This is a genomic window from Rhodospirillales bacterium RIFCSPLOWO2_02_FULL_58_16 (genome assembly GCA_001830425.1).
Lineage (GTDB): Bacteria > Pseudomonadota > Alphaproteobacteria > Rhodospirillales > 2-02-FULL-58-16 > 2-02-FULL-58-16.
In genome coordinates this window covers 314,018-317,700 of record MIAA01000016.1, presented here as the reverse complement: position 1 = coordinate 317,700, position 3,683 = coordinate 314,018, and the positions used below count along the sequence as shown (strand labels likewise).

The 3,683-nt window shown below is 55.3% G+C and carries 3 protein-coding genes; 1 reads left to right on the top strand and 2 read right to left on the bottom strand.

What is annotated here, in order from left to right:
• Window positions 1-301 precede the first annotated feature (301 nt).
• Together A3H92_03460 and A3H92_03455 are read right to left on the bottom strand one after the other, a co-directional pair.
• Window positions 302-1,708 (bottom strand): aminodeoxychorismate synthase, component I, encoded by a 1,407-nt coding sequence (locus tag A3H92_03460; GenBank protein OHC75737.1) that lies wholly within the window; start codon window positions 1,706-1,708, stop codon window positions 302-304.
• Between the two features lie 5 nt (window positions 1,709-1,713).
• A complete protein-coding gene (locus tag A3H92_03455; GenBank protein ID OHC75736.1) occupies window positions 1,714-2,700 on the bottom strand; it encodes a D-glycerate dehydrogenase in 987 nt (328 codons plus the stop codon).
• Window positions 2,701-2,964: 264 nt separating this feature from the next.
• Here A3H92_03455 and A3H92_03450 point away from each other — a divergent pair, with 264 nt between their 5' ends.
• The gene (locus A3H92_03450; GenBank protein OHC75735.1) at window positions 2,965-3,555 is read left to right on the top strand and encodes a hypothetical protein; all 591 of its coding nucleotides are present in this window, start codon (window positions 2,965-2,967) and stop codon (window positions 3,553-3,555) included.
• The last annotated feature ends 128 nt before the right edge of the window (window positions 3,556-3,683 follow it).

Sequence of the window (3,683 nt, the reverse complement as noted above, 5' to 3'; positions counted from 1 at the left end):
ACTCGCCGTTGAGGTAGATTATCATTAGGGCCAAGACTCATTAAATTCATGAAATTCTGTGGCATCAAAATGACTGAGGGACAAGGAGAATCGGCGAAGGCGGGCCTGTCAGCCCCCGACGAGCCGATTTTCCGCCGTCCATTCGGTCATTCTGATGTCACCCTTCTCGGGCGCGGCGGAAAAGGCGACCGGACGTCTTCAAAGGCCTCAACCATAGCAAATACTACGCTTTTCGGCCTTTTCCTAGCCGGATCGCCTTTTCTGCTTCGCGCAGAATTCATGGATTTAATGAGTCTTGGCCCTAGCCAAACTCCGCCGGGCCGAGGCTGTCCAGCAAAGCGCGGACCTTGATGATGGTCTCATCGTACTCCGCCGAAGGGTCGGAATCGGCGACAATGCCGCCGCCGGCCTGGGCGATTGCCATGCCGTCACTGATCGTCAGGGAGCGGATGACAACGCTGGATTCCATCGCCCCGTCAAACCCCATCCAGGCAATGGCCCCGCAATACGGCCCCCGGCGCGACGGCTCCAGTTCGGCGATTATTTCCATGGCGCGAATCTTGGGAGCGCCGGTGACCGAGCCTCCGGGGAAGGCCGCTTCCAGCAGGTCCACCGCCCCCAGTCCTTTCCGCATCTGTCCGCGCACCACCGAAACCAGGTGATGAACATTGGCGAAGCTTTCAAGGGCGGCTATTTCTTCCGCCTTGACGCTGCCCGGTTCACAGACCCTCGAAAGGTCATTGCGCAAAAGATCGACGATCATCAGATTCTCGGCATGGTCTTTCTCGCTGGCCAGCAGTAGAGCGGCCAACTCGGCGTCTTCATCAGGAGATTTCCCGCGTGGTCGCGTTCCCTTGATGGGCCGTGTTTCCACCTCGCCGTCTGAACCGAGCCGCAAAAACCGCTCCGGCGAGGCCGAGGCGATGGCGCGGTTATAGCCGCAGGCAAGATAAGCCGCGAACGGCGCCGGACTGAGCTTCCGCAGACGGCGGTATAAAGTGAAAGGATGCAGGCCGTCGGGGATTTTTCCCAGGAAACGCTGCGTCAGGTTGGCCTGGAAAATGTCTCCGGCGAGGATATACTCAATAACTTTCGCCGCCGCCGATTCATAATCACGGCGCGTCATTTCGCTTCGCCAGCACCCGCTCGACACCATGTCGATTTCGCCAGGCTCGCCCGCCGCCTCGATACGCGCCGCCATGGCCTCGCCGCGAGCCTTGGCGGACGGGCGAGGAGGAACCGTCCGATCATTTTCCGCGAGATCGCCGGCCACAACCCAGGCGCGGCGCTCATGAACATCGAAGGCGGCGATGGTGTCATATAACCCGACCACCATTTCCGGGAACCGCGTATCGTTGGGCGGCAGCGCGGGAAGCCGCTCCAGATGCCGTCCCAGTTCATAGGCGAAGAACCCGGCGGCGCCCGTTTGGAAAGGCGGCAAATCAGGCCTTGAGCGGATAGTAAAACGCGCCAATTCACGGCGCAGCACGCCGAAGGGATCGCCGCTTACGGCATGGCCGTCGATTTCTACCTTTATGTCGGCGGTAATAACCCTGAACGGATCGGCGGCGATGTAGGAGTGGCGTCCGCGTCCGCCGCCCTCATCGGCGCTGTCGAAAAAGACCGCCGGCGGATCATCGGCAAACGCCGCAAAGGCGGCTACGGGGTCGCGGTAGGGAATGGAGATGACAAACAGTTCGGCCGACATATGAATTAAAACGCTTCGGCAAGCACGCGATCCGGGGGCTTGTGTCCGTCAACAAAGGTCTTGATGTTAATCAGCACCTTCTCGCCCATGCCTATCCGTCCCTCGTTGGTCGCCGACCCCATATGCGGAAGCAGCACCACGTTGTTGAGTTCAAGAAGCTTCGGATTCACCAGTGGTTCGTTTTCATATACGTCCAGTCCGGCGCCGGCGATTTCCCCATTTTTCAGAATACGGATCAGCGCATCCTCGTCGATCACCCCGCCGCGTGAGGTATTGATGACAAACGCATGAGGCTGCAACAGTTCCAGGCGTCTGGCCGACAGTAAATGATAGGTTGCGGGAGTATGAGGGCAGTTGACGGAAATAATGTCCATGCGCGCCAGCATCTGATCCAGACTTTCCCAATAAGTGGCCTCCAGCTCTTCCTCCAGCTCCGAAGGCGCCCGATGGCGGTTGTGATAATGGATGGAAAGCCCGAAGCCTCGCGCCCGCCGCGCCACCGCCGCGCCGATGCGTCCCATGCCGATGATGCCCAGCCGCTTGCCGTTGACGCGGTGCCCCAGCATCCATGTAGGCGCCCATATCTTCCATTGCCCGGCGCGCAAGACCCGCTCGCCCTCGCACAGCCGTCGCGGAACGGCGAGAATCAACGCCATGGTCAGATCGGCGGTATCCTCGGTCAGCACGTCCGGCGTGTTGGTCACAATAATGCCGCCCCGGTGCGCGGCGGCAAGGTCGATATGGTCAACCCCCACGCCGTAATTGGCGATCAGACGCAATTGCGGACCGGCATGGGAAAGGAGCTTCGCATCAATGCGGTCGGTTACCGTCGGCGCCAGGACGTCCGCCGTTTTCACCGCCTCGATAAGCTGCGCTTCGTCCATCGGCTTGTCGTCAAGATTCAGCCGGACGTTGAACAACTCCATCAGCCGCGTCTCGATGGAATCGGGAAGCTTGCGGGTAACTGTCACTAACGGTTTTTGCCGCGCCATAAACGAGACTCCGGTATAAATAGCTGCGCTCCGGCGAGTTTACCGTAAAAAAAATTACGGAGACAAAAAATTAAATATTGTTCCCATAATTAACAAAAATTGCTACGCAGTGTGTTTGTAATTTAATTTCAGCAATATCCTCGTATGGTAGAATTAAACGAACCTACGTTGATGTCCTCTCAAACGAGAACATTCTACTCATCTATAAGTAAAGGCATTTTATCGTTTTTTTTAGGAGGGGTGCTTTTTTTAATAGGCTTGGTCATGCTGCATTTTAAAGCGCCCCCTATATGGATAGCCTGGTTCATCTTGATATTGGGGGGGCTATGTTCCACGATGGCGTTGAGCGTTCTCATCTTCCGTTACCCTCGTATAACATTGCACCCGCGCGGATTTGAATTCATCACCATATTTAATAAACTCTCGCTCCTTAAGACAAAAATTTCACATCAATGGTCAGATGTCGGGCAATTTTCGGCTGGTAGCTTTAGTTCCCCTAAACTTGGCACTCAATACTTTGCGTGTGCATTCTCAGATGAGCACCATGATCTTTTGGCATCACGCGAAGATAAAACCGCTCCGGACTTCTTTAATGGCGATATAAAAATCCCACTTCACCTATTTTCCTTCGGGAAATCCATAGAAGATGCTCAGGTATTTTGTGATGAACTGAACAGGTGGAGAGAATACTTCGGCAGCCCGGAAATAACGGTTTCACACCCCGACGCATATAAGCTCTATACTCAGCTTAAAGCCAAAAATATGAATGCCTCAATAAAGATGATTCTTTGGGCGACGTTCGGACCTTTAATCATTTTGTTAGCGACGTTCGTGGGGCAATGGCTCGCAAAGTAAGGCTTTAATGTCCATCGGGAGGCTTTGTCCGCTAAAGCATTTCAAGATTGATTAGAATCGCTTTCGCCTGCATGAAGACGTGGATACGCGGATCAAGTCCGCGCATGACGAAATAAATAACACCGTCA